This window comes from Chamaesiphon minutus PCC 6605 (assembly GCF_000317145.1).
Lineage (GTDB): Bacteria > Cyanobacteriota > Cyanobacteriia > Cyanobacteriales > Chamaesiphonaceae > Chamaesiphon > Chamaesiphon minutus.
Map to the genome: position 1 here is coordinate 3034610 of NC_019697.1, position 25736 is coordinate 3060345.

Sequence of the window (25736 nt, forward strand, 5' to 3'; positions counted from 1 at the left end):
CCTGAGAAATAACATGCCTAAATTATCGCGTAACTTGTTGCATCGATTTGTTTTCTAGCGATTCGACTAAAGATTTTTCTTCTAAGGCGATCGAGTTATGCTCGGTTACCATTTGGTTGTAGGTATCTGTTTGAGCGGTGAGTTGGCTGACGAGTTGATTGTAATTTCTGACTCGATCGTTAAAAGTAGAGATGCGGAAACCATAATCGCCTTGAGGATTTGCCACAATCGCGGTTTGCAGCGTCGAGCGTTCTGATTCGATCGTTTGCGCCTCTTGTTTTACCTGTGCGGATAATTGCTCTAGTGCCGATTTGCGCGTTATCAACTGCTGATTGAGGATTTTCGCCTTGGCTCGGAGCGCGGTAAAAACGCCTTCATAACGTTCGGACAGAGCTACGACTGTCGATCGATTGGTAAAATAAGCGCGATAATATTCTTCTAGTTCGGGGCTGAGAGCGTTGACTTCTGTCCCTAAAATTGAGTGTAGTTCGTTATCTACCGATTTGGGATCTTGATTATTGTAAGTTGCGACTAATTTAAGAATGCGGGGATTTTGAAGTTGGCTTAATGCCTGTTGTAATTGTTTGTTAATTTTACTTTGCTCGAAGATCGACATCCGCTGATATGCAACATGCAGCATCTCGTGCGCCGCAGTAACTTCCATCACTCCTTTCAATCGAGGATCGGTAACTTCTTGGAGAAAAATGCCTTTGCGAACGACATAGCAACCCAAAACGATCGTGTGTTCGGAACTCTTGCACAGATTGAGTGACGCTCTCTTAGATTCGATCGTCGGGTTATTGACGTAAAATAACCGCTGTGCTAATGGCGTCATCGTCGTAGTGGTGGCAAGTCTGGTGATTTCTGAGGATGGACGGTAGGCAGCAAGCCTACTCCAATCTTCGAGTTCTTGAGTAAACCTAATTCCGAGGATAACGACAGCTATAATGGTTGCAATAATCAGATAACGTTTGAGTCGTTTCATATCAGAGCGAAAGGCCAACTATATATATTTAAAGATTTAACGATCTTGCCGCTTCCACTCTAACAAGGGATTACCCTGTGTGGGTATAAAATACAGATGGTAGAAGACAAAAGATCGAAACCCAATCGTTTCTTACCCATTACCTATTACCCATCCACTCATCCACCCTCGATCCAGCAATGCCAATTTTGTTAAACTTAGTTGCGATCGCCCGATCGAAATCGATCGAGTGTGATAGATTGCTTTATAAGTACAGACAAATTCAACCTTAATTTTTGAGAGCGAGTGGCAATGCAGAACGATTTCGCCCAAACTGCCCTAGAGATGCAGTTAGCAGCAGGTGAGGAAATGAGTGACTATGTAGCCCATCTACAAATGCACATGGCACTTCAAGCACGCAATCTCGTACCTACGCTCACTAATGCAGTTGACAGTCGGGAGTTGTTTTTACATCAGACTCAAGCTCATTTTGAAAAATTGGCATCTCGCCAAGTGTGCTAGCTCAGTCGCACGAGTTTAACTAGATTAGTGCTTAGTTTCGACCCAGTGTACCCTCAGATCGTAGGGTATGTTGGGTTTTGCTACGTTAATGCGCCGCCTAGGATTTCGTGTAGCCGAACGACATTGCCAATTACAGCGATCGATGGCGCGCTAAATTTTTCGGTTTCGACTCGATCGACGACTGTGGCTAAACTGGCGATCAGGACTTGCTGTGCGGGGGTGGTGCCCCAGCGTACCAGCGCGATTGGCGTATCGTCAGCTAAACCAGCCGTAATTAACTCGTGAGTAATGCGATCGAGATTGTGTACGCCCATATATACGACAATCGTTTCAGCACTATGAGCAATCGCGCTCCAGTTGACTCCAGGACGGTATTTACCAGCCATTTCGTGCCCAGTGACAAAAATAACTGAAGAACTATAATTGCGGTGCGTCAGGGGGATGCCAGCGTATGCTGGAGCCGCAATTCCTGATGTTACACCGGGCACTACTTCGACAGGGATTCCTGCTGCGATGATATCTTCCATTTCTTCACCACCGCGCCCGAAGATAAATGGATCGCCACCTTTGAGCCTCACGACGACAGCTTGTTCGCGAGCTTTGGCAATTAATAATTCGGTGGTTTCATTTTGGAGCAGGGAATGTCTGCCCATCCGTTTGCCAGCATCAATTTTCTCGGCATGGGGCGAGATGATGGCAATAATTTCGGGACTGACTAAGGCATCATAAATCACTACGTCAGCCGATTCTAATAATACTTTACCTTTAATTGTCAATAAGCCCGGATCTCCAGGCCCTGCACCGACTAAATAGACTTTACCCACTATTTCTGTCACCTGTCCTCTGTCTGGATTTTGCACTAATTTTAGAAGATGGCTTTTGATGTAATTAAAAGGGATGGCGGATCTGCGATCGATTGCTAGTCTCTTCCCGCCCTAAGATTTATAGAGCATGGTTAAAAACCATTACTTTTTTAACCGCACAGGCGCACACAGCGCAGAGGGAGCCAAAAAAGCTATAGTATTTAAGCAGTAAGGAAGTCTGAATCAGGAGATCGCCTGTTTACACCCACCCCTTACAGATATATGTTTTAAATAGTTTTCTGGAAATCGATCGATCCTAAAATTTTGCCAATCGTGTTTACTAACGCTGGACTATTGCCAATCGACTCGCCGAACACTAATCGTACCTGTGGATACTGCTGTTGTAATTGTGCGGCTGACTCAGCAATGGCGTCAGTGATGCCTCCTGGGAACAAAAAGTAAGGTAGAATCCCAATTTCTGTAGCACCTGCGGCGATCGCGGCTGCAACTCGATCGGCTAAACTAGGCGGCACCGACCAATAAGCAGCGACTAAATCCATTCGCTCGGCCAATCGTTCGACGATCTCATTGCTACCAGATCTGCGGCTACCATGAGATAAAATAATACTCTGACTGGGTAGGCTCGAACGGTTCTGTGCGAACAAATTGGTAAAATCGGGATCTGAGCCAAGGAAAGATGTCACTTTTAACTTCACTTTATCGCCAATTTCGTGCTGAGCAAGTGCCACCTCGGTGGGGATATCTTCCATTACATGTACGCCAGGAATTAAAAAGAGTGGTAGGATAACCACTCGATCGATCCCGTCGCCACATTTATGGGCAAAATCGCTAATTTGCAGGTGTAATGGTTTGTCAGCCAATTCTAGTTGTGCTGTCGCAACGCTCGTTGGCGAGCTATCTCCGCTAGCTGGTGGTAACTGCAACCGTAATTGCGCTACCAATCGATCGATCGCGATTTGCGGACGCGGATCGCGACTGCCATGAGAGACTAATAAAAAAGCGTCGGCCAAGTTAGTGGATAGTGAATAGTGGATAGTGAATAGTTATAACATTTATGACGATCTATTTCATTTCGATCGGGGATTACTTCAATAGCTTTGTAAATTCGCGATTGGATTTGCTCAACCTAGCTTTGAGTTTAATCCCAAATCCGATCGCCAGTCCGATCCCGATTAGATTGCTCGGTTCGGGTACGTTGGTAGTATTGGTAGTTATAGCGATCCTGCTAATATCCACACTCGCACCCGCAGAAGTCGTATTGTCGCCTAAGAAAATAAAGTTAGGATTCGTGTAACTATTCCCAACACCAACAGCGGCAGTATAGTTCCGCAATGCTCCAGCTAGTAATGTATTGCTACCATTTTTGAGGGTGTAAGTGTCCCCAAAGACAGTTAAATCATAGGTGTTCAGGCTAGATAGGAGCGTACCGATAGTGGTGTTTCGTTCGACAATGCTATTGAAACTAGCATCATTCTGAGCAAAAATATCGGGAATGTTCGATCCATCTTTAGTGTTGGGATTTCTAAATCCTATTTCAATTCCTCGATTGTCATTACCCAAGACGAGCGCGCTAAAACCAGCACGGAAGTCTCCATTTGTACCATTATTTGTCTGGGAATTAACTTTGACTGTAAAACTAAGTGTATACCCAGTATTGCGATCTAAAGTTGGAAATTGCGGGTTGACAATAGTGGTAAAACCAGTCAGATTATTGTTGTAATTAGTATAGCCAGCATAAGTGAATTCAGAAGTATTTGTATTGAGAGTGGTAACACCACCGCCCGCACTTTGCGATGCACCACTACCCAGACTGATAAAATTTAAGTAGGGATTTGGTGCGTTAAAAAGATTTGGCGTCACGCCCGACGCGCCATCATAAAGTACAGTAGTCACAGCATTAACTCGATCGACACTTCCCACTCCTACAATACTAGATACAATAATCCCTGCAATTGCGACCCAAGACTTTAGCTGCATTGGCGATACCTCGTAGATAGTTAAAACATAGATTTGCTCTTATTATGCTAATTGTAGTAGCCAGATCTAACTATTTTTAAGAAATATTACAGATTATCTGCTAGATAGCATTCATCGACAATTTGTAAGCGATCGAGCGGTTAAATTTTCCTGAACTCACGATGTCGAGCGTATTAACACAGCTAAACTTGCGATCCCACTGTCGGCGAGAGTGCGTTCCGATCGCTTTATGGGAGTAGTGCGAGCATATAATTAATCGGTTGCTAAGTATTCTTAATAAAATCGGGGATGCCGTACCGCTACTGCGGAGCTGAAAGGTACGGCATCCCCCGCACCAAAATATTTGAGGATTTAAAAGATGAATTACGATTTTAAAGAACTGGCACAGCTCTACAAAGATACGCTGCTAAATAACGTGGTGCCATTTTGGGAGCAAAACTCGATCGACTGGGAGTGTGGCGGCTACTATACTTGTCTCGATCGATCGGGCAAAGTCTACGATACCGATAAGTTTATCTGGCTTCAAAACCGTCAGGTGTGGACGTTTTCGATGTTGTACAATCGGGTGGAGCAGCGCAGTGAATGGCTCAAGATTGCCGGACACGGTGCGAACTTTTTGGCCGAGCACGGGCGCGATTTGCAGGGAAATTGGTATTTTGCCCTCGATCGAGCGGGACAGCCCCTCGTACAGCCTTACAACATCTTCTCTGACTGTTTTGCGGCAATGGCTTTCAGTCAATTCGCCCTCGCCGATGGCGAATCTTGGGCGAAAGATGTCGCGCTGCAAGCGTATCAAAATGTGCTGCGGCGCAAGGACGATCCCAAGGGTCGCTACAATAAAACCTACCCCGGTACTCGATCTCTCAAATCTCTCGCCATCCCGATGATTTTAGCCAATCTCACCTTAGAAATGGCTTGGTTATTGCCAGAGGAAGAACTCGACAGAGTGTTGGATCTGACTGTCAAAGAAGTGATGGGAGACTTTCTCGATAAAGAGCGCGGCTTAATGTACGAGCATGTCGCTCCCGATGGCAGCCATGTGGATTGTTTTGAGGGTCGATCGCTCAATCCCGGACATGGGATCGAAGCAATGTGGTTTATTATGGATATCGCCAACCGCCGTCAGGATACTGGCACTATTAACCAAGCTGTCGATGTCGTGTTAAACATCCTCAACGTTGCCTGGGATGATAAATATGGCGGCATCTATTATTTCATGGATGCTGACGGACATCCGCCCCAACAATTAGAGTGGAATCAAAAGCTGTGGTGGGTACATGTCGAAACTCTCGTCGCGCTGGCAATGGGGTATCGGCTCACTGGTAGAGCGGAATGTTGGGACTGGTACTGCAAGGTGCATGAGTATACCTGGAGCCATTTTGCAGATACAGAACATGGCGAGTGGTTTGGCTATCTCGATCGTCAAGGCGAAGTTTTACTCGATCTCAAAGGCGGTAAATGGAAAGGCTGTTTCCACGTACCCCGCGCTTTGTTGATGTGCTGGAGGGAGTTTGAGAAATTGGGTAATGGGTAGATGGGTGGATGGGTGGATGAGTAATAGGTAAGGGTAATGGGTAATGAATGGGTAGATCTTAATTTGGAACTGCGTTCCTACCCCCGCTCCCCGCTGTCTGGATCGCTCGTAACCGTCGCGAAACCCGACAAGCGCATCGCTCCCCCCTCCCCCAAACTGTCATAAAATCGATATACTAAGTTACCAAAATAAGATTTTCATCCGGTTATCGAGGTAGATCGAGCGAATAAGTAAGCCAGAGCTGGTTAGTAGTAAGTATTTTAAACCTAAGGAATTGGACATGATTCGCATTCTCCTGGTGGATGACCAGAAGAGCATTCGGGAACGCTTGAAGTCTTTGCTGGAGACCGAACCAGACTTCGACATCGTGGGAATGGTAGACAATGGCTATGATGCGATCGAGCAAGTCAAATTGCTGCTTCCTGATGTAGTGCTAATGGATATGGAAATGCCAGACATCGATGGCGTACTGGCTACCAAAATTATCGCCCACAGTTCCCTCAAAACTAGAGTCCTAGTACTCAGCAGCTACGATAGCGACGAGTATGTTGCTGATTCGATCTATGCTGGTGCGAATGGCTATATTCTCAAGGGTGCGCCAGCTCAAGAAATTTGCGATGCCGTCCGCTTTGTCCATCGGGGATACATGCAGATCGCGCCAGGATTGTTTGAAAAATTCATTCCCAACAAGGGGAATGGAGTATTGGATTGGAAGCCCAAAACTGCCAACACGCAACTATCGAGTGGCAAATTTGATGCTCCTGGCAGCTTGGAGCTGACGGGTATTAATAAGTTCGATAAAGCTACTGGGAGCAAATTGTTAGTACCAGGTTCGGAATTCGATCGACCTTCAGAATTAATTTTAGACGTCACGGCTTTAGCTCGATCGCGCAAATCGATCGGCTGGTATCAAGCTGCCGCACTGGTAATCGCCGGATTGGGACTGACATTTTCGATCTACCTCCTTCGCCAAAGTTTAAATAAACCCGCCGCGATACCAGAGCGTCAAGATCGATCGCAACAATTACACAATCTGCCATTTACTGGCAAAATTGAGCCGCTACATATCACTAACATCGATACGACGGTGCCCGGTTTGGTGTTGACATTACCGATTAAAGTCGGACAATCGGTCAATTATGGCGAGCGATTGCTCACTATTCGCAATATCGATGCCGAACGTGCCAATCAAACCAAAATTCTCCAACAACGGCAAATCACTGCCGAACGACAACAAGCTGCACTCCAGCAAACAGCCGCGCTCCAGCAACAGCTACTACAGCAGCAACAGATCCTCATCGGCGAACGCCAAGCCGCCGCTGGACGGATTAAAACAGTCGAACAGGCGATTTCTAGTTATCAACGCAATTTAGCTCCCCTGCGCCAACAGGTAGCCGACGCGAACATCCAACTCAATGCCATCTCCGCACAGCCAGAACCATTACCTCTGGCTCAAAAGCGCGAAGCGATCGTCCGCGCGCAGGCAATCTACGATCTCGCGGTAGCTACCTACGAGCGAATGGCGCGCTATCAGAGTGAAGGCGCGATCTCTCAAGAACGGCTCGAACAAGCCGAAAAAGAGCAAATTGCCGCCAAATCCGACTTGAATATTGCCCGCGCCGATTATGACAGGCTGAGTACAGCCGCCCGAACTGCCACAACCAAACAAGCCGCTCAAAACCAATCGGCGCGCCTGCAACAACAATTAGCACTCAAAGAACAAGCCGAACAACTCCAACAACTTCGGGCACAACTCCAAGCTGCAAAATCGGACTATCAACAACTGGGGACTAAGCTGCAACAATTGCAACAACAAAAAGTTAAACCGATCGCCACAAGTGCGCCAGTCAGCCAAAAACCCGTGCTAGAAACAACCACGATCGATATTTTCGCCCCCGTGACGGGGATGGCAATCGAAATTCCCGTCGCGATCGGCGATCGGGTTTTTGCTGGTAGTAAATTAATGAGTATTACCGATCCCAAAAAGCTTAAAATCGGTGTAGATTTAGAATCCCAACAAGCCGCACTCCTCAAACCCGGACAAAAGGCGATCGTCAAAGTGGGTACTGCGATCGAAAGCCAAGAATTAACCGCCCTAGTCACCAACATCGCGCCCTCATTCCTAGGTGGAGCCGCTCCCACAGAGAATCGATTGACTCAACGCATCCAAGTTGAATTTACCAATCCTAAATCTACCATCCTCATCGGTCAAACTGGGACGGTGTATTTTCTGAAATAGGCTTTAGGCTTTATGATTGAGACGCCAGCATCTTAGTTCTGAATAATATTGAATAGCTAATTCCTGAAGTCTTGCTCCTAACACCTAACACCTAAAGCCTAACACCTAATACCTAAAGCCTAAAGCCTAAAGCCTAAAGCCTAAAGCCTAAAGCCTAAAGCCTAAAGCCTAAAACCTAAAACCTAGATGAAGCCTTGCATTCTGCTGACAACCGAGGGTACCTATCCATTTTTGGGTGGGGGTGTAAGTACGTGGTGTCATGAATTGACCCATAATATGCCAGAAGTAGATTTCAAGCTGCTGGCGATCGTGGCGAATCCTTATCTACCTCAGCAGTATCAACTCTCAGCCAATGTCACGCAAGTCCTCAAGGTGCCGCTGTGGGGCATGGAAGACCCGATCGAATATGGTTGGCGGTTTCCGTTTTCTCGTGCCTTAAAGAGCAAAATTGCCACCACTGGGACGATAATTAACCAACGATTTATCCCTCTATTCGAGCAACTTTTAAAAGGGATTTTATTGCCAGATTTGATGGATATCGATACGCTAGGTCAGACGTTTGTCGCGATTCACAAATATTTTCTGCGCTATGACTACCACAAAACGATGATGTCGATCGAGGTATGGGAATGTTTTCAAAAACTGGCTACTACAGCTTGGCAATCTCAAGTTAAACCCGATCGCATTACCCTAGGGGAGATTGCCGAAACACTCAAGCTGCTATATCGGCTACTAATCCCTCTGCACGTTCCGATTCCTGCTGTCGATTTAATTCACTCGTCAGCAGCTAGTTACTGTGGTTTACCAGGAATAATTGGCAAGCTGGAATATCGAATTCCCTATTTACTCACCGAGCACGGTATTAATATTCGCGAGCAATATCTCAATCTTCGCACTTCGATTCCGTCTATTTTCGTGCGTCGCTTTTTACATTATCTCGTCAGTGCAGTGGTGAAATTAAATTATCATTTTGCGGATCTTATTTTGCCAGTCTGTACCTATAATACCCGCTGGGAACAGTGGTGGGATGTACCTCCCGAAAAAATAAAAGTTGTTTATAATGGTGCCAACCCAGATAAATTTAAACCTCAAAACTATCCTCCCAACGATCGACCCGTCGTTTTGAATATGGGACTGATTTTCGCGCTCAAAGGACAATTAACTTTAATTGAAGCTGCGGCAATCGTGCGCGAGACGTTTCCCGATGTCGAATTTAGACTTTATGGTAAACCCACCGACTTAGATTACTTTGCCCGCTGTCAACAAAAAGTTCGCGAATATGGATTAGAAAAAATTGTTAATTTTGCTGGGTTTACGAGCGAGCCATTGCGGGCTTATAGCGAGGGTGATGTTGTGGCGATGTCTAGTGTCTCTGAAGGTTTCCCGTATGCAGTTATCGAAGCCATGTTTTGTGGCTGTGCGATCGTCTCTACCGATGTTGGTGGCGTTCCCGAAGCCTTGGGCGATACTGGTTTATTAGTGCCAGCCGATCGACCGAGCGAGCTAGCTAATGCGATCGTTAAATTGCTAAGTTTAACTCATCAGCAGCGAAAACAAATGGGTGTCAAATCTCGACAGCGCGCAATCGAACTATTCACTCAAACAAAATGCGTGCAAACATATCTCGATACTTATCTGCAATTAATTCGACAAGCTCGAATTGGTGAATTGAAGATGAATAATAAAATATGACCAATCATCTCCTCCAAAACTTAATCGATTCAATTTATACCAATTATCCTAATGTTTGCGATCCTTGGGAAATAGTTGCAATCGTCGAAGCTTTGGGATATACAGACAAAACAATTGAGAGTGATTTTGGCTGTCCTAATGCCCTGGTCTTGGGTCAATTTATATATGCACAGCGAGAGCAATTTCCATTTGCTGAAACAGCAACCCGATTCGACAAAGGACAGCCCACATTTAAGGATGAATTAGATATTTTTTTCGCTCAATTCTTTCACAGTTTTATTTACACAATTCCATTCATAATTTTATTAATACTAAATTATTTACCAGTAGATAAGACGTCAGATTTTCTACCGCCAGAACTCAACTCATTATTTGGGTTTGTGACGATGGCTAGTCTGATCGCTAGCGGCGGTTTTGTGCAGATGATTAGCCGTAGAGGTTTATTTTATATCGGACTAAAAGCTAATGCACAAGCCAATCGGATTTGTAATTCGATTCTAGCGATGGGAATTTTCACAACTATTTTACTCAGCTCGTTTGGAGTTCTGTTTAGCTTTTACCAAGAGATTGCTACCGATCGATATACGATCGTTGCCGGAATTTACTACTTAGTTCTCAGCATAATTTGGATGTTATTCGCAATCGTCGGACTCCAAAATCGATTTGCAGCCCCAACTATTTTAATCGGCGTCACTTGTTGCTTTTTTATATTTCGATTTTTCTTTAAGTTAAGTGCGCTAGAATCACAAATAGCGATGATATCGATCGCCTTTGTCTCTTTAATAGTATTGTTTATATTCAACCAGATCGAGCATCGATCGATTAGACCAAAGTTCGGACAAATAGTACCATTACCACGGCTGAGCGTTCTTATTTATTTATTGATTCCTTACTTTTTATATGGAATCGTGTATTTTGGATTTATCTTTGCAGATCGATTGGTTGCTAACATTGCTGTAGCTGGTCACCTGAGAGCGATCGCAGGCAATAACCTAGATTACCAAAACAGTATGGACTTAGCATTACTAAATCTATTACTCATCGTTCCCTTTGTCGAATATTGTAGCTACAAAATGGTGATGTTTTGGTACGATCGAGCTAAAAACATGACTTTGGCCGAGATCGATGGCCTGTCTTGGCAATTACAAAAAAAATACTGGTTACTATTAAGCCGCATCTTATTATACTTTGGCTTGCTGATGTCGATCGTCATCATTTTATTATCTATTTTGCAGCGCAGTCAAATAGATAATGCTTTGACAATTTTTGCCTGCTTAGGCTATTTACTATTCGCAATCGGTTTATTTAATACCGTGATTTTACTCAGCCTCGATCGACTGTATGATATTCTAGGAATACTAACAACAGCCACAATTATTGACTTTATTGTTGGCTACTTACTCAGTAGTTTATTCGGCGTATATCTCGCCGCGATCGGGTTGGTTATTGGCGCGAGTTTCTTTGCCATTACTTCCAGTCAAAAGATTCTTAAAGCGATCGAGCGACCTGAATATTGTTATTTTTATAGTGGATATTGAGATAGTTGATAGTTGATAGTTGATAGTTGATAGTTTAGAGAACAAGTTCTCTAAATCGCTACCCATCCACCCATCCACCCATCCACCTATTTACTCATCTACCATTAACTCCCTGCCTTCGACTCTCGTTCGCGTTGTTTTAAGATATCGATACCCCAGGAGGTACCGAGTCTGGTAGCTCCGGCGAGGATGAGTTCGACTGCTTGGGTGTGGGTGCGAATGCCGCCAGCAGCTTTGATGCCGATTTGGTCTTTGGTGAGATCCTTGAGAAAGCGGACATCTTCTACCGTCACGGCTCCCGCCCAACCCGTACCTGTTTTGAGCATCCGTGCGCCTGCTTCCATACATATTTGAGCGGCAAGTTCTTTTTCTGACGGAGTTAGTAACGACATTTCGAGGATTGCTTTTACCGCTAGCCCTGTCGATTCGCAGATTTCCCCAATTTCGCGGTGTACGTCGTCTACTTTGCCCGCCTTCAACCAGCCGATGTTGATGACGACATCTAGCTCTTGGGCACCATTTTCGGCTGCTTCTTGAGCCTCATAAAGCTTGGTAGCTGTCGTCGTGGCACCTGATGGGAAACCAATGACAGTGCAAATCTGCGGTTTCCTGCTATGCAATAGGCTGGTAACTTGCCGCACGTAGCAAGGATTGACGCACACAGCCGCAAATCCAAATCGCTCTGCTTCTTGACACCACTGTTCTACCATCGCAGGAGTAGCGGCATTACCCAGCAAGGAATGATCGATATATGGGGTGATGTCAATGTTTTTGGATTCTTCGATTGGCATTTTTGGTGGGGAGCGGGGAGAGGGGGAGACTGGGAGACTGGGGGATAGGATGAGGAAGTAGCTAAATTAGAACGCAGTTCAACTATTCACGATTCACGATTCACTATCAACGAATTTGAGATAACACATATCGCAATCTGTCATAATCATCCTTAAGAATGAGGCTGACAGTGCGTCCGGCTGTGACTAACCACGATCGATCTCGCGCTCGTAATTGATGGATTTCCCGAATGGTGGCGGCGGTGAGAGCTTCGACTGGCGCGCCTTGTACCTGTAATAATGTCCTTAGAAATTCTAACTGTTCGCTGAAGCGAATAATCTCTTCTTTATCGCATTGATACACCCCCTGGTGGATTTGAGGCGGGCGGGGCGGCAAGTATTGATACATTTGCCCGTTATCGTCCTCAAAGCCGATAATCGCGGCTTTAAATTCGGTTTTGAGCATGGCAAAAATCTGGGGTTGTTCTTCTCTGAGTTCGTCTAGAGACATTCCCAACGCACGGGCGCGATGTACCGAATCGATCGGGGCAGTGGTAGCATGATAAACCACCGCCAAGATTTGATTGCCTGTTTCTTCATCTGCTGCTTTGACAATACTGCCAAAAGTGGGCATGATTGCGAGTTTGAGATCTTCTGGTTCTAGACATTGAGCCAAAAATTCGCAGGTAGATGTCTCGATTACCTCAGCAATGTGCTGGGGATTTTTGGTACCGATACTGAATTGGGGAAGGGGTAGACGCATTGCAGGGGTGGGGAGACTGGGAGACTGGGAGACTGGGCGATGCTAATGTTAAACAATTATAAATTTGTTGGGTCGATGCCTAATTCCTGTAGTTTTGCGGCTAGTATGGCAGCGCGTTGTTCGGCAGTATTGGCACGTTGTTCGGCAGTATTAGCACGTTGTTCGGCTGCTTGACGAAGCAGATCTAGCTCGACAAAACTTAAAAATGGTTGACCGTCAGGGCGATAAATTTGGAGGGTATCGGGTTCGAGACTAAACCGAATTCCTAATTGCGGACTCACCCAACTCTGTGGTTCCTCTATCGATTCTAACCTGCCATCAGTCCTCATCCAGCCCGCAAAGTCAGTTCGGTCGGGGTCGTAGATATAATATTCGGTGACGCCGTATCGATCGTAAAAACTTAACTTTCGCTGCATTTCTGCCAGTCGATTTCCTGGCGATAAAATCTCGAAGACTACTTGTGGTGGAACCCCCGCTTCTTTCCATTGCTGGTAAGAACCTCTATCTCCTTTCGGTCTGCCGCTCGCGACCATGATGTCGGGTGCTTGGCGAATGGTATTATTACCTTCGACTGGATACCACAATAAATCTCCCGCGACGAATACATCGGGATTTTCGGCATATAGGAGTTCGAGATTTTCCTTGATGGTGACAATCCACCGAAATTGCTTGGTATTGTCAGACATTGGATTGCCGTCGCAGTCGGGATAGATAATCTCGGTAGTAGTTGAATTAAGGATGGGTGCGACCATATTATGTTAGCTCGCTCGGTACTACTCTAGATTGTAACTATGGATAATCGAGTGTTAAATTGGGATCGCGATCGATCGACTGATATATCGACAACTTGGCGACTTATTCCACCGATTCTCCCTGGGAGAGGCTACGCCAACGATGCTACCGGAGCGATGCAAATGGCGATCGATCGGTGGTTGATACACCAACATATTCTAGGCCAAATTCCACCGACATTACGCTTTTATACCTGGTCGCAGCCGACGATTTCACTAGGATATCACCAACGACACTATCCAGAGCATTGGGCCTCTCTAGTATGGCACGAACGACCGATCGAAATCGTCAAACGTCCCACAGGCGGACGTGCCGTGTTACATCAAGGCGATCTGACTTACGCCTTCATCGGTTCGGGATTTACAGGTAAAAGAGTAGAAATATATCAGCAAATTTGTCAGTTTCTTATCGACGGTTGGCGATCGCTCGGCATCGATCTACAATATGGTATGGCAGGAAAAGGTTATATTCACAATCCCAATTGTTTCGGTACGTCTACCAGTGCGGATCTAGTTTGTGCAGATGGTTATAAACTCATCGGTAGTGCCCAACTGATAAAATCTGGTGCAATTCTTCAACATGGTTCGATGCGACTCGCTCCCGATTTAGAGTTATTTGAAAAAGTGTTTGGCGAATCTATATCTGCGCCACCTGCATCGATTTCCCAATTAAATACTCAAACGATTATTAATGCTCTGACTATTGCTGCTCGAAGCAATTTTCAGATGGATTTTGATGTCCGAGAACTGTCCGATCGAGAATTGTCGGAAATTTATAGTCAAGAGCTAGCTCTAGATTGACTGCGCTTTGACGCGATCGCTCCAATCCGAAAATCCTATTTGACTATAGTTTTTGGAGTAGATTTATTGAAATCTTTAACTGGTGTAGGTATAAAAAATCCAATTCCACCAACTGCGAAACCAATTAGCACGATCGCTACACCTGCAAAGATTATAAATTTAGTCATCATTCGATCCTTTTAGATCCATACTAATCATATAGTGGAGTTTGCGCAATTTGTCAAATTCCCAGTCAAGCCAAAACATTAGAAAATGACTATCGATCGCAAGTGGAGATCCAAGAAAAAAAGAGCGTTAGAAGTATTGCTCAGACTGAAACGATTGTATCCAAATGCCACTTGTAGCTTAGATTATATAACTCCGGTTCAGCTTTTGGTTGCGACGATTCTCTCGGCTCAGTGTACAGACGAGCGAGTGAATAAAGTTACTCCAGCATTATTTGCCAGATTTCCCGATGCTCGATCGATGGCGTATGCAGATATTCTCGAAATTGAAGAATTAGTCCGATCGACTGGATTTTATCATAACAAAGCTAAAAATATTCAGGGTGCTTGTCGTAAGATCGTTGAGGAATTCGACGGAGAAGTGCCGCAATTGATGGAGCATTTATTGACATTACCAGGTGTCGCTCGCAAAACTGCTAATGTGGTTTCTGCTCATGCTTTTGGGAATATTCAAGGCGTTACTGTCGATACCCATGTCAAACGATTGACTAATTTGCTGGGACTGACTAGCCATCAAGATCCAATTAAAATCGAGCAGGATTTAATGAAGCTGATTCCTAAAGTTGATTGGGAAAATTTTTCAATTATGACTATTTTTCACGGTCGGGCTATTTGCAATGCGAGAAAACCCAATTGTCTTGAATGTGAGTTAGCCGAACTTTGTCCGTCAGCAAATCGAGTAATTAAGACTAAAACACGTTCTAATATCAATGTGGATCTGTGAGCACTGCTTTTCGTTTAAGAACCGCTAGCGACTGAAGTCACCGCTAGTGATGATGCAAAGTCCGCGTAGGCGGACTGACTAATTTTTAGATTAACCGAGATAGTATTGGATCTGTAGGGGCGGATTTAAGCTAGTTGATATCAATGTGACTAGTCGATCTCAAACAAACCCGCCCTTCCCATTAGCAGATTTCAATAGGGTTCTTAAGGGGAGGCTGGAAAAAGTAAATATCTGTAGCAGTAATTTAGTTAGCTAGTAAAATATTTACTAAAATATACGATTGTATATTGTTTTTTACTTTCTAGATAAGAAGTTAAGCTTTAATTTTTAAATCCTTTAAAATTGCTAATGCCGCGATCGATCCTGTGGCGCAACCACCCTCCATATAACCTTGAGCTTCGATCGAGCAATGTTCGCCGACAAAGAATAGATTGCCGACTCTTTCGCCTTCCGCACCAGCAAACTTCGTCCATTGTCCGACTAAGTAACAGGAGTAAGATCCTTTAGCATCAGGATTATCGACCCAGTTGGTAATTAGCGATGTATTGGCAGCTAAATTTTTGACTCCAGGAAAAATTCGATCGAATTGTGTTATTAATTGACTATTGGTAGCAATGGGTTTGGAACGACTGAGTTGTACGCCCAAGTTGCCACCGCTAAAGCTGGTAATCAGTCCTGCTTGAGTATCTGTATATCTACTTACTTCCCAAGTTTCTCTAGTGTCTAGATCGCTAAAAGATTGACCGTTAGATTTATACTTAGTCCGCCATAATTTATCGCTATAACTCGTAATTACTTTAGTATTCGTCCCATAGCCTATTTCTTTTATTGCAGTTCGTTTAGCTGCTGGCAACTTGACGCCAATATCGATTTGTCTGAGGATGTTAAATGGTAATGCGAGAATGACGCGATCGAATACATATTCTTTGCTAGTGTCGCCTGCTCGTAAGCTGACGCGATAGCGATTATTAGGCGTAGAACGAATCGATTCTAGACGAGTGTTTTTCTCGATGCGATCGTTAAATTTAGCAGCTAGTCGATCGACGATCTGTTGGTTGCCGCCTCGAACGTGATATCGCTGGTCGCTACTGCCAAATATTTCAATTTTATTCGTGTCTTTGCCAATTAATAATAATAAGTTAATGGCTGATTGACGATCGACATCTAATCCGTATTCATTAGTATAGGCTATCTCGATAAATTGACGCAAAATCGGATCGCGACAATAACGAGCGAGATAATCTGTAATAGAGAGTCGATCGAGTTGACGAGCGCGTAGATTTTTAGACTTATAATTTACTTCACCGATTGCTTTAACATCGCGATCGATTTGTTTGGCTAGCGGGATAAATGCTTTAATTAATTCACTTTCTTTAACAATTCGATTATCGAAGAACCAGGTATCTGTAGTTAAACCGCGATCGCTAGTTACTAAATCGGCTGTGACTAAACCTAATTCCTTGGCTAATTTCCGAATGTATTGATGTCCAGAATCGATAAATTCACCACCTAATTCTACCGTCGTTGGTGTGCCTAGTGCCTTGGCTCGACTGAGAATTCTCCCCCCGACGCGATTGCTGGCTTCGACAACTCGGATTGGTACGCCAGATCGATCGAGATAATAAGCTGCCGTCAATCCGGCAATTCCTGCACCGACAATCAATACAGGTGGCGTGGCTGCATCGACTTGGCGATCGAATTGATGCTCCAATACCACCGCAGATACGGCACTAGCTGCCGCCAGAGAGCCTTGTAATAGTCGGCGACGACTGATTTGCCTTTCCCAGATTTCTAAGGCTGTTGCTGGCGAAATCCGCTCGCGAGCGGCAAATCTGGCGATTTGATAGCCACGTCGTAACATCTGAATTAAAGGAGTTTTAGCCATAAAGTCGCAGTTTGACAACGATATCTCGATCGATAATGTATTTCTGCTGTATTTTATATGACTGAATGGCTCCATGCTTATGCAAAAATAGACTCTGGCGAATGCATTTATCGCAAGGCAATGTAAAAACTGTAACAAGAACTACCAATACATGTCTAGCATTACCGTAACTTAAATGTGCATTACCATAACTTAAATGTGCTGAAATCGATCGCCAGTTGACACTAATGACTGAATCGATATTTTCAGTTGTTGTCTTCGTGGCTATAGCCCGATCTAAAGGGATTACTTTCTTTTAGAAATGAGTATCGAACCTTGCGTCTCACTTGGGTTGCTTTTTTTCTCGCCTTCATGTGCTGGTTCAACTTTGCCCCGTTTACTTCGGTCATCGGCAATGAATTGCATTTTAATGAAGCGCAAGTAAAGAATTAGGGTAATCGTTCGACCTAAATTAGTCGGATCGTAATAAGGCTGGGTAGATCGATAATTATCTATCCAGCCTTGCGATATTTTTAGTATTCTCAAACACAGAATATTGCAGGTAGAATCGGTACTTTGCAGATCTATACCCAAAATTCGCACAACCCCTATTCCCTATCCCCTATCCCCTACCCTCGACCCTCGATCATGAGTGACACAACCAAAACACTTTGCCCCTACTGCGGTGTCGGCTGTGGGTTAGAAGCTTCTCCTCCCGCCCAACCAGGGAAATCCATCAATCGGGATAGTATCGGTACCCCGATCTGGAAAGTCATGGGCGATAAAGCGCACCCTTCCAGTCAGGGCATGGTCTGTGTCAAAGGGGCGACGATTAGCGAATCGTTGTATAAAGATCGGTTGATGTATCCGATGGTACGAGATAATCTCGACCAACCTTTCAAACGGGCAACGTGGGAAGAAGCCTATACGCGAATTGTCGATCGGATTGAAACAGTCTTAGATACCCACGGTGCCGAAGGCATCTGCATGTATGGTTCGGGACAATTTCAGACTGAAGATTACTACGCCGCCCAAAAATTGCTCAAAGGTTGCTTGGGTACGAATAATTTTGACGCCAACTCCAGACTCTGTATGTCTTCGGCGGTATCTGGGTACATCCAGAGTTTTGGCGCAGATGGGCCGCCATGCTGTTATGATGACATCGAAAAAACCGACTTTGCTTTTCTGATCGGCACTAATACCGCCGAATGTCACCCGATTATTTTCAACCGTCTGCGGAAACATCACAAAAAACACGATCGTGTCAAAATGGTCGTCGTCGATCCGCGTCGCACGGCAACCGCCGAAGCCGCAGATATCCATCTGGCGATTACGCCCGGTACGGATATCGATTTATTAAATGGGATTGCTTATCTACTCCTGCGCGCGGGGAAGATAGACCAACAATTTATTGAATCTTGCACTAGCAACTTCCCTGCCTTCACCGAAGTCGTCCAACATTATCCCCCCGAAATAGTCGCGTCGAAATGCGGTATTTCTCAAGCAGATCTGGAACAAACGGCCAAATGGTGGAGCACATCTCAAAATATCCTTTCTTTCTGGTCGATGGGCGTCAACCAATCTAGTGAAGGTACCGCCAAAGTCCGCCACATTATCAACCTCCATCTGATGACCGGACAGATTGGTAGACCGGGTGCGGGGCCATTTTCACTCACCGGACAACCCAACGCTATGGGCGGACGCGAAGCTGGCGGACTCGCCCACATCCTCCCCGGCTATCGCCTAGTCAAAAATCCCGCCCAACGCGCCGAAATCGAGAAACTCTGGAATCTACCCGAAGGTAGAATCGCCCCTACCAGTGGTAAAACTGCCTGGGAGATGATAACAGGTCTAGAGACAGGATCGGTAGGCTTGCTGTGGATTGCAGCTACCAATCCAGCAGTCAGTATGCCAGACTTGGAGCGGACGAAAGCGGCCTTATTACGATCGCCGTTTACGATCCATCAGGATGCCTACTATCCCACCGAAACCGCTAAATACGCCCACGTCCTCCTCCCCGCTTCCCAGTGGAGCGAGAAGACGGGTGTAATGACCAATTCCGAGCGAACGATCACGCTCTGTCCGGCATTTAGAATGCCACCGGGCGAAGCCAAAGCCGATTGGGAAATCTTTGCCGAAGTCGGTCGCCGACTGGGCTTTAAAGAGCAATTTTGGTTCCAAACTAGTGCCGATGTCTATGCCGAATTTACCAAACTCAGCGCGGGTCGTCCTTGCGATGTCACGGGATTAAGCCATCAATTTCTCAAAGACAATGGCCCTACCCAATGGCCGCACCCCACAGGTTGCAAAACCCAGTATGGGAAACGCCTCTACACCGACCTCCAATTCAATCATCCCGACAAACGCGCCAAATTTGCCGCCTGCCACTCCAAAGGACTCGCCGAGCCACCAGACCCCGACTATCCATTCGTGCTGACAACAGGACGTTTATACGGCCACTGGCACACGATGAGCCGTACCGGACGCATCCCCAAAATCCAACAGATGCACCCCGATCCCTTCATCGAAATCCATCCCCGCGACGCTGCCAGATTGCAGATCGAAAATGGCGAAATGGTCGAAATTCGATCGCGTCGCGGTACGGGTAGATTTCCCGCGCTAATTACTGCCGCCATCAATCGCGGGACTGTTTTCGTGCCGATGCACTGGGGCGAACTATGGGCAAAAGACGCCGAAGCAAATCTATTTACTCACGATGCCGCCTGTCCCGATTCGTTGCAACCAGAACTCAAAGCTTGTGCGGTGCAATTAGTACCCGTTAAATCGATCTTACCAGCATCGGCGATTCCGGTTGGGGTGCCCCAGAAAGTATCGAGCAAATTGGGAGTTTAGGATAATAGATAGTTAGGATATGTGGTAAGACACACCTTTTCTAAATCGATCGACTCGATCGTTCATCGCTAATTAGATAAGAATTAGTGACGAGCGTTAGAATAGTAGATCGAAATTTTATCGCACATGAAACTATCGCAAATCCTCTCCCAACTCTTAGTCGAATATGCCGAGCGACCTTTGCCGCTATCGATCTTGCTCGAACGCTCTGGTACTAACGGGTTTGGGACGATCGCCGGAATCTTAACAATCCCGATGCTCATTCCCCTGCCGATTCCCTTGGCAGGATTTTCGACATTAGTGGGTAGTGGAATTATTTTAGTTGGTTGTCAGCTAGTTTTAGGCTACTCGAAACCTTATTTACCCAAGCGCATTGCGCGAATAGAACTATCACCTACTGCTTCGCAAAAATTGCTCAAAAATATCAATCGGTTGCTCCAACCTTTAGAGCGCATGTCCAAAAATAGGTTTTCTCGCTTTAGTAATAGTTGGTGGGGATACCGTATTATTGGGATGTGTTTGGCATGGGATGCCCTATTGATGTCGCTACCATTACCGATTCCCCTGACTAATCTCGTCCCGGCATACACACTATTATTTCTCGCGATCGGCTTATTAGAGTCAGACGGATTATTTATTTTAATTGGCTATGGAATGACGATGGTGACAACTATTTTCTTTGCTAGTATTGCTGGCACAATTTGGCAATTAGCAATTCAGGCTTTCTCATATATATGGCCATAATTTAATTCGATGTCGGGGTTTTCAACCTGACGGTCATTGACACGGCAGTTGCGATCGTCTCAATGTTACTGTCGATGGCGAATGGCCAGATTGCTGTCTGGCTTTACGTGCATTTGCTCCGTTTGCACTAACTGTTTGATTGCAACGATTTCTTGTTGGCATTCTGGGAATAAAGCAATAGTTTTGAGATCGTTAATGCCCATCTGAATGACTAATAAATTGGGTTTTAAAGGTTGAGAATAATCTGCGCTAGCATCTGAAGATTTTGGATTTTAGGTAAGATAATATAGGCAGATCGAACGATATACTTACAACCTCGATCGTCATCATCTGCTTTCAGATAGCAATCCTATTCAAATATATCTAAATGAAACCGACAGCTACTCTATTATTTTCTTGCCCGGATCGTCAGGGCTTGGTTGCTAAAGTTGCCAATTTTATTTATGCCAACGGCGGTAATATCGTTCATGCCGACCATCATACCGATTTTAATGCTGGCTTATTTTTGACTCGAATCGAGTGGCAGATTGAAGGATTCAATCTACCTCGCGAATTAATCGCTCCAGCTTTTGGGGCGATTTCTCAACCTTTAGGTGGTACTTATCAAATTCGATTTTCCGATACTATTCCTCGGATGGCAATTTGGGTCAGCCGTCAAAATCACTGTTTATTAGATTTAATTTGGCGACAGCAGGCACGAGAATTTTCAGCAGAAATCCCTCTGATTATTAGCAATCATCCCGATCTCGAACCGATCGCCAAGCAATTTGGGATCGATTATTATTACTTGCCAATTACTAAAGATAATAAAGAAGCACAGCAACAACGACAACTAGAATTACTGAAAGAGTATCGCATCGATCTGGTGATTCTTGCTAAATACATGCAAATTATCAGTCCCGAATTTATCGACACATTCCCCAGTCACAATATTATCAATATCCATCACTCTTTCTTGCCTGCCTTTGTCGGTGCCAATCCCTATCACAAGGCTTACGAGCGCGGGGTGAAGATTATTGGGGCGACGGGTCATTATGTGACTTCAGAGTTAGATGCTGGGCCGATTATCGAGCAAGATGTGGTCAGAGTTACCCACCGCGATGAAGTGGACGATTTGATTAGGAAGGGCAAAGATCTCGAACGGATCGTGCTGGCGCGAGCGGTGCGGCACCATCTTCAAAATCAGGTGTTGGTGTATGGGAATAAAACTGTGGTATTTGATTAGGATGAGTAGAGACAATCGCTCGATTGTCCCTACCGAGGGTTGTGAGTTTAAACTTTAGCCAGCTCTAGGCTAAAAGGCTGCCAAGGTTGAGGATCGATCGTTTTAGTGGCTAGAGACTTAGATGTGAGTAAGTCTGCAAACTCGGCAACCGTACCTTCTGCTGTCAAAATCGACATCAGTAACCCCTCGAATTTGATATCGCCACCAGCGGCTGTGGGCACGATAAATTTAGGTTTGAGGAGTTCGCACAGTGCTATTGCGCTGGCTTTTCCTTTGATGACAGGACCGAGCAGAGGCAGCTTGAGATCGATTAGTGGGGTAATGACAATATCGATCTCTGGTTCTTGGGAGAGCGTCGGCGAGTGATAGCCGTGGGGTTCGTAGTAAAGACTGGTCCCATCTGCGCGCAAGATATAACCATTTTCGATCGCAGTGGGGCCGACTGGCGAGCCAGGAACAGCTTTAATATCGATCTGGGCAAAGCGATAACTCTCACCGGGAGCGAGGGCAGTAACTTGTTGGTAGCCGAGTTTCTGGACTACTTTAGCCGCGCTGGGCGAACCGACGACGGGGATCGATCGATCCAAGACTTCTAAAGTGGGGATGTGGGCGTGGTCGGGCAGTCCTTGGGAGAGTAAAATTAGATCGATATTCGCGGGTATGGGTCGATCGATGGTTTTGCTACCCAGAAACAGCCACGGTAGATCGCCAAAGCTGAGATTGCCCACCAGCCAAGGGTCTAATAAAATATTTTTACCGCCCAGTTCGATGAGCCAAGAGTTACTGTCGAGCCAGGTAAGTTGCATAAAGTTTTTAGATCTGACATATACTTAATATAATTTAACACTTCATCGATCTAGATTGCTATATGTTTGCATTTGGCGACCGCCGTTTAGGCGGCGCGCAAGCTTCGGGATGTACTTACTAGTGGATAGTAAATAGTAAATCGTGAATAATTCATTGCCAGAAATTTGGAATTGTCCCGAAGCGTTTGAGTTTGTTTGTACGCAGAAGTGGGATAGTTTAGCTTCGACAGATCTCGACAATGTGCGTCATTGCAATGTGTGTAACGAGCGCGTTTATTGGAGTGCCAATCCTGAAGAATTTGTTACTAATAGTAAGCAGGGGCGATGCGTTGCCGTACCGAGAACGGCGATGCCATTAGATGGCGAACTAGCGGGGAGAGTCAGTCCTGAATATTATCGAGATCGAGCGAACCACAAAGCCGAATATCAGCTTTGGCGGAGTGGTTGGAATTTAATTCTCGATCGCGATCCATTTTTTATTTTATGCTTAATTCGGAAAGGTTATCCCGATGCTTTAGAGCTGTATATCGAATTAGCGACTAAGTTACCAGCCGAACGCGAACTCACGCGTCGAGCGCATATTTTATTAGCTCGCTCGGACGATCGTCAGCCGTTCGTACAGTATCTATTAAATATCGGGTGCATCGATGAAGCGATCGCCATTACCAGATCTACTCAAAATCGTTCGATTGGCAATAGCACGATTCGGACATTACTACGCATGAATCTAGTTACAGAAGCTCGACAACTTCTGCCAGTGCTCGATCGCCATGATTACTGTCGATGTATCTGTGCGATCGCCGATAAGATGTCAGAATTAGGACAACATACAGCAGCGATCGAACTATATGAAAATTATCTCGCCGATATTACTAATAATTTCACAGATCTGGAAATGCAAATTTCCAATCGGCTGTTAGATGTACGACTGTTAGAGTTATTTAGTAACTTAGTTGTCGATTTTCCCGCAGAAGCAGATTTTGTCAAAAACACCTGTGAAGTATTAGCTGACAAACCGCGTCGCAAAAAGTTTGTAATCTATCTGCTCGATAGCAAACACATCGATCTTGCAGTCGCGATCGCCAAAACGCTCGATTGCGATTCGCATCTATTGATGTATCTGGTAGCAAGATTTAGCGAAATAAATGAAGTTGAGGCAGCTCAAAAAATTGTCTCGTTCCAAGCATTCGGACAAGCCCAGTTCGACGGTTTAAACTGGATTATCAGTCGGCTGCGATCTTCACACCAAATTAGCAGAGCGATCGAGGTTTGCCAGTGGTATTTGGCTAATATGCAAAATATCCCTACCGATCTTGAGGCTGAAGTTGTGCAACAAATATCGAGTTTGCGATTGCAGCTAGATCGATCGTAAACTGCTCCCAGTCAGTCAATAGTTTTAACCATCGATCGCGATCGAACTCTACTCTAACAACCCAATTATCAATTAATTTAATGAGTATCGCTCGTCAAGCCGCTACATTACCTTTACCACCAGGTCGAACCGGACTACCCTGGATTGGTGAAACTCTTTCATTTTTGCTCGATCCCGATTTTGCTACCAAGCGGCGACAAGAGCATGGAGCGATCTTTCGGACGCATATTATCGGGCGTCCGACAGTTGTGATGAGTGGTGCGGCGGCGAATAAATTTATTTTATCGACTCATTTCGACAAGTTTTCTTGGCGCGATGGTTGGCCGGATAATTTTAAAGAATTATTGGGGGCATCATTATTTCTCCAAGAGGGTGTAGAACATCAGCGCAATCGACGATTGTTGATGCCAGCTTTTCATGGCAAAGCATTGACAAACTATGTCTCTACCATGAATGAAATTACCGATCGATATCTCGCAAAATGGTCGCAGACAGGTAATTTAACCTGGTTTCCCGAACTCAAAAATCTTACCTTTGAAATCGCCAGTGTGTTATTAATTGGCAGCGAACCTGGTGCGGAAACTATCGAATTGAGCCGCCTGTTTACCGAACTCACTAATGGGTTATTTACAATTCCGCTGAATTGGAGTTATACGACCTATGGGCGCGCTGTAGCCGCTCGCGACGTTCTACTCGCACACATCGAAAAAGTCGTCTTAGAACGGCAGCAAGCCCCCACTCAGGACGCATTGGGACTGCTGGTGCAGAGTCAGGATGAAGAGGGCAATCGACTCAGCGTCGCCGAACTCAAGGTGCAAGCATTATTATTGCTATTTGCCGGACACGAGACGACGACATCGCTAGTTTCCTCGCTATGCTTGGCACTGGCGCGACATCCAGAGATTCTAGCTACAACCAGAGCCGAACAGGTACAAATAGGATTAGATGCACCGATAACGATCGATAGTTTAAAGCAGATGACTTATCTCGATCGAGTCTTGCGGGAAGTAGAGCGGATGTATCCGCCAGTCGGGGGTGGATTTCGCGGCGTCACCGAAGAATTTGAATTTAATGGCTATCGAGTGCCTAAAGGTTGGCAAGTTTTGTATCGGATTCCCGAAGCGCATTACGACGCGGAGATTTATCCCGAACCAGATACTTTCGATCCTGACAGATTTGCGCCGGAGCGATATGAATACAAACCTTCAGACTATAATTTTGCCACTTACGGCGGCGGTTCCCGAATTTGCATCGGCATGGCATTCGCCCAGATGGAACTCAAAATTATCGCCGCCAAGCTGCTGCGCCATTACAGTTGGGAACTTTTACCCAACCAAAACCTCACTCTCGATCCGATTCCCACACTCCACCCCCGCGATGGTTTAAAAGTCAAGTTTGAAAAGTTAGACATGAGTGCATAATTATTGGACAGACACTTGGTGCATCTGCTTAACTATTGACAACGACCTGGTCGCCTAAATCCTGTATATTGTAAAAATTCTAGCCTAG

The 25736-nt window shown here is 45.3% G+C and carries 22 protein-coding genes; 12 read left to right on the forward strand and 10 right to left on the reverse strand.

The window, feature by feature from the left end; all coding sequences use genetic code 11:
• Positions 1 to 22: 22 nt before the first annotated feature.
• Positions 23 to 985: a hypothetical protein gene (locus CHA6605_RS31635; protein ID WP_015160083.1), complete on the reverse strand. Its 963-nt coding sequence runs from the start codon at positions 983 to 985 to the stop codon at positions 23 to 25.
• A 291-nt stretch (positions 986 to 1276) separates the two neighbouring features.
• On the opposite strand from CHA6605_RS31635, the gene CHA6605_RS13930 reads away from it, so the two are divergent.
• Positions 1277 to 1486, forward strand: coding sequence for a hypothetical protein (locus CHA6605_RS13930; RefSeq protein WP_015160084.1), 210 nt, complete (start codon positions 1277 to 1279; stop codon positions 1484 to 1486).
• 80 nt (positions 1487 to 1566) lie between these two features.
• On the opposite strand, the gene cobA is transcribed toward CHA6605_RS13930, so the two are convergent.
• The 3 genes from cobA to CHA6605_RS13945 all read right to left on the reverse strand — a co-directional run bounded on the left by cobA (position 1567) and on the right by CHA6605_RS13945 (position 4287).
• Positions 1567 to 2346, reverse strand: a complete 780-nt coding sequence (gene cobA / locus CHA6605_RS13935; protein WP_015160085.1) for a uroporphyrinogen-III C-methyltransferase — start codon at positions 2344 to 2346, stop codon at positions 1567 to 1569.
• Positions 2347 to 2576: 230 nt separating this feature from the next.
• Positions 2577 to 3320 carry a sirohydrochlorin chelatase gene (locus CHA6605_RS13940; protein WP_015160086.1) on the reverse strand — a complete coding sequence of 248 codons (744 nt, stop codon included), beginning with the start codon at positions 3318 to 3320 and terminating at the stop codon, positions 2577 to 2579.
• Between the two features lie 73 nt (positions 3321 to 3393).
• Positions 3394 to 4287, reverse strand: coding sequence for a PEP-CTERM sorting domain-containing protein (locus tag CHA6605_RS13945; protein ID WP_015160087.1), 894 nt, complete (start codon positions 4285 to 4287; stop codon positions 3394 to 3396).
• Positions 4288 to 4645: 358 nt separating this feature from the next.
• Here CHA6605_RS13945 and CHA6605_RS13950 point away from each other — a divergent pair, with 358 nt between their 5' ends.
• The 4 genes from CHA6605_RS13950 to CHA6605_RS13965 all read left to right on the forward strand — a co-directional run bounded on the left by CHA6605_RS13950 (position 4646) and on the right by CHA6605_RS13965 (position 11290).
• Positions 4646 to 5821 carry a n-acyl-d-glucosamine 2-epimerase gene (locus tag CHA6605_RS13950; protein WP_015160088.1) on the forward strand — a complete coding sequence of 392 codons (1176 nt, stop codon included), beginning with the start codon at positions 4646 to 4648 and terminating at the stop codon, positions 5819 to 5821.
• Between the two features lie 280 nt (positions 5822 to 6101).
• Positions 6102 to 8060 (forward strand): response regulator, encoded by a 1959-nt coding sequence (locus tag CHA6605_RS31640; RefSeq protein WP_015160089.1) that lies wholly within the window; start codon positions 6102 to 6104, stop codon positions 8058 to 8060.
• A gap of 186 nt (positions 8061 to 8246) precedes the next feature.
• Positions 8247 to 9752 (forward strand): DUF3492 domain-containing protein, encoded by a 1506-nt coding sequence (locus tag CHA6605_RS13960; protein ID WP_015160090.1) that lies wholly within the window; start codon positions 8247 to 8249, stop codon positions 9750 to 9752.
• Positions 9749 to 11290, forward strand: coding sequence for a hypothetical protein (locus CHA6605_RS13965; RefSeq protein WP_015160091.1), 1542 nt, complete (start codon positions 9749 to 9751; stop codon positions 11288 to 11290). Before CHA6605_RS13960 ends, CHA6605_RS13965 begins: the two co-directional genes overlap by 4 nt.
• Positions 11291 to 11394: 104 nt before the next feature.
• Here the strand turns inward: CHA6605_RS13965 and deoC are convergent, their stop codons facing one another.
• From deoC to CHA6605_RS13980, 3 genes are all read right to left on the reverse strand, one after another.
• The gene (gene deoC, locus CHA6605_RS13970) at positions 11395 to 12081 is read right to left on the reverse strand and encodes a deoxyribose-phosphate aldolase (RefSeq protein WP_015160092.1); all 687 of its coding nucleotides are present in this window, start codon (positions 12079 to 12081) and stop codon (positions 11395 to 11397) included.
• Between the two features lie 106 nt (positions 12082 to 12187).
• On the reverse strand, positions 12188 to 12823 hold the full coding sequence (locus CHA6605_RS13975; protein ID WP_015160093.1) for an HAS-barrel domain-containing protein: 636 nt from the start codon (positions 12821 to 12823) through the stop codon (positions 12188 to 12190).
• 56 nt (positions 12824 to 12879) lie between these two features.
• On the reverse strand, positions 12880 to 13575 hold the full coding sequence (locus tag CHA6605_RS13980; RefSeq protein ID WP_015160094.1) for a Uma2 family endonuclease: 696 nt from the start codon (positions 13573 to 13575) through the stop codon (positions 12880 to 12882).
• Between the two features lie 39 nt (positions 13576 to 13614).
• On the opposite strand from CHA6605_RS13980, the gene CHA6605_RS13985 reads away from it, so the two are divergent.
• Both CHA6605_RS13985 and nth read left to right on the forward strand, forming a co-directional pair.
• A complete protein-coding gene (locus CHA6605_RS13985) occupies positions 13615 to 14415 on the forward strand; it encodes a lipoate--protein ligase family protein (RefSeq protein ID WP_015160095.1) in 801 nt (266 codons plus the stop codon).
• Positions 14416 to 14667: 252 nt separating this feature from the next.
• Positions 14668 to 15363, forward strand: a complete 696-nt coding sequence (gene nth, locus CHA6605_RS13990; RefSeq protein WP_015160097.1) for an endonuclease III — start codon at positions 14668 to 14670, stop codon at positions 15361 to 15363.
• 313 nt (positions 15364 to 15676) lie between these two features.
• Here nth and CHA6605_RS13995 read toward each other — a convergent pair whose 3' ends face one another.
• Positions 15677 to 17248, reverse strand: a complete 1572-nt coding sequence (locus CHA6605_RS13995) for a flavin monoamine oxidase family protein (protein WP_015160098.1) — start codon at positions 17246 to 17248, stop codon at positions 15677 to 15679.
• Between the two features lie 627 nt (positions 17249 to 17875).
• Here CHA6605_RS13995 and CHA6605_RS14005 point away from each other — a divergent pair.
• Together CHA6605_RS14005 and CHA6605_RS14010 are read left to right on the forward strand one after the other, a co-directional pair.
• Positions 17876 to 20080 (forward strand): molybdopterin oxidoreductase family protein, encoded by a 2205-nt coding sequence (locus CHA6605_RS14005; protein ID WP_015160099.1) that lies wholly within the window; start codon positions 17876 to 17878, stop codon positions 20078 to 20080.
• A 126-nt stretch (positions 20081 to 20206) separates the two neighbouring features.
• Complete coding sequence (locus CHA6605_RS14010) at positions 20207 to 20824, forward strand: exopolysaccharide biosynthesis protein (protein ID WP_015160100.1); 618 nt, start codon at positions 20207 to 20209, stop codon at positions 20822 to 20824.
• 65 nt (positions 20825 to 20889) lie between these two features.
• Here CHA6605_RS14010 and CHA6605_RS34165 read toward each other — a convergent pair whose 3' ends face one another.
• The gene (locus CHA6605_RS34165; protein ID WP_015160101.1) at positions 20890 to 21027 is read right to left on the reverse strand and encodes a hypothetical protein; all 138 of its coding nucleotides are present in this window, start codon (positions 21025 to 21027) and stop codon (positions 20890 to 20892) included.
• Between the two features lie 164 nt (positions 21028 to 21191).
• Between CHA6605_RS34165 and purU the strand changes: the two genes are divergently transcribed.
• Positions 21192 to 22049, forward strand: coding sequence for a formyltetrahydrofolate deformylase (gene purU / locus CHA6605_RS14015; RefSeq protein WP_015160102.1), 858 nt, complete (start codon positions 21192 to 21194; stop codon positions 22047 to 22049).
• Between the two features lie 47 nt (positions 22050 to 22096).
• Here purU and CHA6605_RS14020 read toward each other — a convergent pair whose 3' ends face one another.
• The gene (locus tag CHA6605_RS14020) at positions 22097 to 22855 is read right to left on the reverse strand and encodes an MBL fold metallo-hydrolase (RefSeq protein WP_015160103.1); all 759 of its coding nucleotides are present in this window, start codon (positions 22853 to 22855) and stop codon (positions 22097 to 22099) included.
• Between the two features lie 142 nt (positions 22856 to 22997).
• Here CHA6605_RS14020 and CHA6605_RS14025 point away from each other — a divergent pair, with 142 nt between their 5' ends.
• Complete coding sequence (locus tag CHA6605_RS14025) at positions 22998 to 24227, forward strand: hypothetical protein (protein WP_015160104.1); 1230 nt, start codon at positions 22998 to 23000, stop codon at positions 24225 to 24227.
• Positions 24228 to 24307: 80 nt separating this feature from the next.
• Positions 24308 to 25648, forward strand: a complete 1341-nt coding sequence (locus tag CHA6605_RS14030; RefSeq protein WP_015160105.1) for a cytochrome P450 — start codon at positions 24308 to 24310, stop codon at positions 25646 to 25648.
• The last annotated feature ends 88 nt before the right edge of the window (positions 25649 to 25736 follow it).